This window comes from Mesorhizobium sp. (assembly GCF_024509055.1).
In the GTDB taxonomy this organism is placed as follows: Bacteria; Pseudomonadota; Alphaproteobacteria; order Rhizobiales; family Rhizobiaceae; genus Mesorhizobium.
Genome location: NZ_JANINM010000056.1, coordinates 1 through 6065, shown reverse-complemented (window position 1 = coordinate 6065; position 6065 = coordinate 1). Strand labels below are relative to the sequence as shown.

Here is a 6065-nt window from a genome sequence, read left to right as displayed (position 1 = left end):
CCGAGCGTCACCGGCTCCAGCCCGTGCGAAACGAAGGCGACCTTGGCCGGGAAGCGGCCATGCGGCGTGAAGCACTCGCCGACGCCGATCATCACGGCCGTCATATGCGACAGTGGCGCGAGGTCGCCCGAAGCGCCAACCGAGCCCTGCGCCGGCACCACTGGAATAACGTCGTTGGCGAGCATCGCTTCCAGAAGTTCGATGGTCTCGGTCCGCACGCCGGAAGCGCCCTGGGCAAGGCTCGCGAGCTTCAGCGACATCATCAACCGCACCACCGCGACAGGCATCGGTTCGCCGACGCCTGCGGCATGCGACAGAACGATGTTGCGCTGCAGCGTCTCGAGATCTTCGCCAGGAATGCGCACGCTGGCCAGCTTGCCGAAGCCGGTGTTGATGCCATAGACCGGCTCGCCCTTGGCGAGGATGCGCGCGACCGCCTCGGCGCTGGCCTTGATCTTGGGCCGGCAGGCATCATCGAGCTTCGGCACCGCGCCGCGATAGATGGCGCGCCAGTCGGCAAGCGTGGCGTTGCCGGGCTTTAGGGTCAGTTCGGTCATTGTCCTCTCCAGATACGGGCATGGAGCGGATTGAAGCCCATGCGGTAGACGAGTTCGGCCGGGCGCTCGATGTCCCAGACGGCGAGATCGGCTGATTTGCCGGCTTCGAGCGTGCCGGCGTTGTGAAGCAGCCCCAGCGCTCGGGCGGACTCGCGGGTGACGCCGGCGAGGCACTCGTCGACGGTCATGCCGAAGAGCGTCGCGGCCATGTTCATGGTGAGCAGCAGCGAAGTCAGCGGCGAAGTGCCGGGGTTGCTGTCGGTCGCGATCGCCATCTTCACGCCATGGCGGCGGAACAGGTCGACCGGCGGCTTCTTGGTTTCACGAATGAAATAGAACGCGCCGGGCAGAATGCCCGCCACTGTCCCTGCCTTGGCCATTGCCGCCGCGCCCGCCTCGTCCGTGTATTCAAGATGGTCGGCCGACAGCGCGTCGTAGCGTGCCGCAAGCGCGGCGCCGTGCAGGTTGGAGAGTTGGTCGGCGTGCAGCTTCACCGGCAGGCCGAGGGCCTTCGCCTTGTCGAAGACGCGCGCAATCTGCTGCGGCGAGAAGGCAATGCCCTCGCAAAAACCGTCGACGGCGTCGGCGAGTTTCTCGGCGGCGACCGCCGGCAGGATCGTTTCGGCGACGAGATCGATGAAAGCGTCCTTGTCGCCCTTGGCTTCGGCCGGCAGCGCGTGCGCGGCAAGGCATGTCGTGCGGACAGTTACCCGGCGCTCCTTGTCCAGCCTGCGCGCAACGCGCAGCGACTTCATCTCATTGTCGAGATCGAGCCCGTAGCCGGACTTGACTTCGACAGTGGTGACGCCTTCGGCCATCAGCGCGTCGAGGCGCGGCAGCGTTTCGGCGACAAGCTGATCCTCGTTTGCCGCGCGCAGCGACTTCACCGAGGAGACGATGCCGCCCCCTGCCCGCGCCACTTCTTCATAGGTGGCGCCAGCGAGACGCATCTCGAATTCGTTGGCCCGATTGCCGGCATAGACAAGATGCGTGTGGCAGTCGATCAGGCCAGGCGTGATCCAACGGCCGCCGCAATCGACGCTCTCGGCGCCCTGCGCGACCGACGCCGGCATTTCGGCTTCGGCGCCGGCATAAATAATGAGCCCGTCACGCGCGGCGACCGCGCCTTTCTCAACGACGCCCAGGCCTGCCGCGCCATCGGCCATCGTCGCCAGGCGCGCATTGCGCCAGACCCGGTGACCGCTCTTCCCGATTTCTCCACCCATCATCTTTTCCATTTGAAAGAATGACGATTATGTATATACATATTGAAACGCGACGCAAGTGCTAATGTCGCTCGGGCATTCAGATTCGGGAGTTGGACGTGACGACGATCTTTGCGGAACAGGCACTGCTGCCCGAGGGCTGGCAAGGTAATGTGAGGATCGAGTTTGATGGCGGCCACATCGCCAAGGTCGAGGCTGGCGCCTCCCGGCAGGCCGGCGACGAGCGCCATGCCATTCTTCTTTCCGGCATGCCTAATCTGCACAGCCACGCCTTCCAGCGCGGCATGGCGGGGCTGGCCGAATTGCGCGGCCCTTCGGCCGACAGTTTCTGGAGTTGGCGCGAAGTAATGTACCGTTTCGCGCTGTCGATGACGCCGGACCAGGTCGAAGCCGTCGCGTCGCAGCTTTATGTCGAGATGCTGGAGGCCGGCTTCTCGCGCGTCGGCGAGTTCCACTATCTGCACCACGACCGCGACGGAAAGCCCTACGCCCACATCGCGGAGATGGCGGAGCGCATCGCGGCAGCTGCTTCCGAGACCGGCATTGGGCTGACGCTGTTGCCGGTCTTCTACGCCCACTCCGCCTTCGGAGGCGCCGCGCCCAACGAAGGCCAGCGGCGATTCATCAATGATGTCGAACGTTTCGGGCGATTGCTTGAGAAGAGCCGCGAGGCCGTTCGCCCGTTGCAGCAGGGCGTGGTCGGCGTCGCTCCGCACAGCCTGCGCGCGGCAACGCCGGACGAACTGAACACAGTTGCCGCCATGGCGCCTGACGGCCCGATCCATATCCATGTCGCCGAGCAGGTGAAGGAGGTGGATGACTGCATTGCCTGGTCGGGCGCCCGACCTGTCGAGTTCCTGCTCGCCAACGCCAAGGTGGACAAGCGCTGGTGCCTGATCCACGCCACGCATATGACCGAGGCCGAGACGACCGCGATGGCCAGGAGCGGTGCAATCGCCGGGCTCTGCCCGATCACCGAGGCCAATCTCGGCGACGGCACCTTTGCGGCGCCGCTGTTCATCGAACATGGCGGCCGCTTCGGCGTCGGCTCCGACTCCAACGTGTTGATCGGCCTGCCGGATGAACTCCGCCAGCTCGAATATTCGCAGCGCCTCGTCCACCGCGCCCGCAACGTCCTGGCGCGCGCCGGCGGCTCCACGGGCCGTGCCCTGTTCGATGCCTCTCTCGACGGCGGCAGCCAGGCGCTCGGCGCCGGGCCGCCGCGGATTGCCGCCGGCGCTCCGGCCGACCTGGTTTCGCTCGATGCGGGCCATCCATCGCTTGCCGGCAAGGCAGGCGATGCGATACTCGACGCCTGGATCTTCGCCAATGGCAGCAAGGTCGACTGCGTCTGGGTGCATGGCCAGAAGCAGGTGAGCGGCGGCAGGCATGCGAAGCGCGAGGCGGTCGCCGAGCGGTTCCGCGAGGTGATGACCGCGCTTTCGCAAGGTTGACAGGAACTCGATGAGCCTGGCCGAGACAGATGAGAGTGAAGCGGGCGAGAGCATCTCGCTGCATCAGCGCATCCTGTCGGATATCCAGGACAAGATTCTCTCGGGCGCATGGCCGCCCGGCTATCGCATCCCGTTCGAGCATGAGCTGACGGCTCAATATAATTGCTCGCGCATGACGGTGAACAAGGCGCTGTCGCAGCTCGCCAAGGCGGGGCTGATCGAGCGCCGACGCCGCTCAGGCAGTTTTGTGCGCCAGCCGCAGTCGCAGGCGGCGGTTCTGGAGCTCCATGACATCCGGATCGAGGTGGAGGCGCTCGGCCTGCCCTACCGCTATGAGCGGCTGGAGCGCCTGAAGCGGCGCAGCAATGCCGAGGACCGGGCGCTGCTCGGGCTTTCAGCCCCGGGTTCCGTGCTATGGCTGGAAGGACTTCACTTTGCCGGCAAAAAGCCCTTCGCGCTCGAGCAGCGCGTGATCAATCTCTCGGCCGTGGCCGAGGCCGCGGACGAAGAGTTTTCGGAAATCGCTCCCGGACCCTGGCTTATCGGCCGCGTGCCGTGGAGCGAGGCCGAGCACCGCATCCGCGCCATGGCGGCGGACGACCATGTAGCCGGAGCGCTGGACATCGATGCCGGCGCGCCCTGCCTCGTGGTCGAGCGCCGCACCTGGAGTGCGGAGCACCCGGTGACGCATGTGCGCTTCATCTACCCGGCGGAGAGCCATACGCTGGTGGCGCGGTTTACGCCATCGCAGGGGTGAGTGATCCTCCTCGCCTATCGCCGTCGTCATCCTAGGGCAGAGCAAGGAGCGAAGCGACGCGCACAGACCCTAGGATCCATGCCGTGGCGCTAAAGCTTTGGAACGTTAACAGAATTCCGCACCGCCGCGTCCCTTCTCAAAGGTCACGGCATGCATCCTCGGGTCAAGCCCGAGGATGACGAACGCGGTAGGCCGGCGGGACCGCGCCCGCCTGTGCCCTGCGGGGCATCTCCCCCACAAGGGGGGAGATTGGCAGTTCCAGCGCCGCGCCTTAGATCGCCGCCGTGATGATGATCTCGACCAGGTATTCCGGGCCAGCGAGCTTGGCTTCGCCGGTGGCGCGGGCCGGCGTGTGGCCCTGCGGCACCCACTTGTCCCATTCGGCATTCATCTCGGCGAAGGTCTTCATGTCGTCCAGCCAGATGATCGCCTGGACGATCTTGGTCTTGTCGGTGCCGGCCTTGGCAAGCAATTCGTCGACGGCCTTGAGGATGTCCCGGGTCTGCGAGGCGACGTTGCCACCGGGCTCGCCGACCTGGCCGGCCAGATAGACGGTGTTGCCGTGAATGACGATCTGGCTCATGCGCGGGCCGACATCGATGCGACGAATGCTCATTGAAAGGTTCCTTCGTTATGGGACTCGCGCCTGTTTAGAGAGGCAGCCGGTTTGGGGCAAGGCCGCGCTGCACGAAACCAATTGAGCCAATTGTCCGACCCGTTGGTTCATCGCGCACACGGCGAGTTGACCGCCCGCGCCACAATTCCGCCGGGCGGACGTGTTGACTAATGTAATAACATCACATATCGACAAGACCCCTGAATTCGCGGATCGCCATATCGTCGATGACCAATGCCTGCCTGACCTTCCGCGACCTGACGCTCGGCTACAACAGCCATCCCGCCATCCATCACCTCAACGGCACCGTGAAAAAGGGCTCGCTGACGGCGGTTGTCGGCGCCAATGGTTCAGGCAAGTCGACGCTGATGAAGGGAATCGTCGGCGTGCTGAAGCCGATGGAAGGCGCGGTCACCCGCATGCCCGGTGTGCGCACCGCTTACCTGCCGCAACAGTCGGAACTCGACCGTAGCTTCCCCGCGCGGGTGGTCGACCTTGTGTCGCTTGGCCTGTGGCCGAAGCGTGGGCTGCTTGGACGCTACACGAAGGAAGACCGCGACTCCGTCAGCAAGGCGCTGATGGCGGTCGGTCTCGGCGGCTTCGAGAAGCGGCCGATCGACACGCTCTCCGGCGGCCAGTTGCAGCGCACGCTGTTCGCCCGCGTGCTGTTGCAGGACGCCGACCTGATCCTGCTCGACGAGCCGTTCAACGCGGTCGACGCCAAGACGGTCGGCGACCTCATCCAGCTCATCAAGCGCTGGCATGGCGAGGAGCGCACGATCATGGTCGTGGTCCACGATCTCGACCTGGTGCGGCAGAATTTCCCCGAAACACTGCTGCTCGCCCGCCAGCCCGTCGCCTGGGGCGAGACGCGGGACACGCTGCGGCCGGAAAACCTTCTGCGCGCCCGACGCTTCCATGAGGCCTGGGAGGAGAACGCACCCTGGTGCGAACCTGACGATCATGACCACGATCATGGAGACGGCCACGACCATCATGGCCATGCGCATGATCATCGTCACGATCACGACTCGGGGCCGAGGGCGGTGTGATGGATTTCCTCTATGGCTTCTTCATTGCGCCTTTCGCCGATTTCGCCTTCATGCAGAGGGCGCTGTTCGGCTCGCTGATGCTGTCGCTCGGCGCCTGCCCGGTCGGCGTCTTCCTGATGCTGCGGCGCATGAGCCTCTCGGGCGACGCAATGGCGCATGCGATCCTGCCCGGCGCCGCCGCCGGTTTCCTGCTCTACGGCCTCGAAATCCTGCCGATGACCGTCGGCGGGCTGATCGCCGGCATGGTCGTGGCGCTCGGCGCGGGCGCGGTCTCGCGCTTCACCATCCAGCGCGAGGACGCTTCGATGGCAGCCTTCTACCTCATCTCGCTCGCCGTCGGCGTGCTGATGGTGTCGATCCGCGGCTCCAGCGTCGACCTGATGCATGTGCTGTTCGGCACGGT

Annotated in this window: 7 protein-coding genes; 4 read left to right on the top strand and 3 right to left on the bottom strand. The window is 65.4% G+C overall.

Annotated elements, in window-relative coordinates:
* Together Q0L57_RS03685 and hutI are read right to left on the bottom strand one after the other, a co-directional pair.
* On the bottom strand, positions 1-557 hold a 557-nt coding region (locus Q0L57_RS03685; protein ID WP_296738276.1), incomplete at its 3' end, for an aromatic amino acid lyase.
* Positions 554-1783: an imidazolonepropionase gene (hutI, locus tag Q0L57_RS03680; RefSeq protein WP_296738274.1), complete on the bottom strand. Its 1230-nt coding sequence runs from the start codon at positions 1781-1783 to the stop codon at positions 554-556. The genes hutI and Q0L57_RS03685, both read right to left, overlap by 4 nt.
* Positions 1784-1881: 98 nt before the next feature.
* On the opposite strand from hutI, the gene Q0L57_RS03675 reads away from it, so the two are divergent.
* Positions 1882-3237: a formimidoylglutamate deiminase gene (locus Q0L57_RS03675; RefSeq protein ID WP_296738270.1), complete on the top strand. Its 1356-nt coding sequence runs from the start codon at positions 1882-1884 to the stop codon at positions 3235-3237.
* A 10-nt stretch (positions 3238-3247) separates the two neighbouring features.
* Positions 3248-3994, top strand: coding sequence for a histidine utilization repressor (gene hutC, locus Q0L57_RS03670; protein WP_296738268.1), 747 nt, complete (start codon positions 3248-3250; stop codon positions 3992-3994).
* Positions 3995-4265: 271 nt separating this feature from the next.
* Here hutC and Q0L57_RS03665 read toward each other — a convergent pair whose 3' ends face one another.
* Positions 4266-4610 (bottom strand): RidA family protein, encoded by a 345-nt coding sequence (locus Q0L57_RS03665; protein ID WP_296738265.1) that lies wholly within the window; start codon positions 4608-4610, stop codon positions 4266-4268.
* Between the two features lie 227 nt (positions 4611-4837).
* Here Q0L57_RS03665 and aztA point away from each other — a divergent pair, with 227 nt between their 5' ends.
* Both aztA and Q0L57_RS03655 read left to right on the top strand, forming a co-directional pair.
* Positions 4838-5662: a zinc ABC transporter ATP-binding protein AztA gene (aztA, locus tag Q0L57_RS03660; RefSeq protein WP_296738262.1), complete on the top strand. Its 825-nt coding sequence runs from the start codon at positions 4838-4840 to the stop codon at positions 5660-5662.
* Positions 5662-6065: metal ABC transporter permease (locus tag Q0L57_RS03655; protein ID WP_296738260.1), on the top strand; the 404-nt coding region annotated here is incomplete at its 3' end. The genes aztA and Q0L57_RS03655, both read left to right, overlap by 1 nt.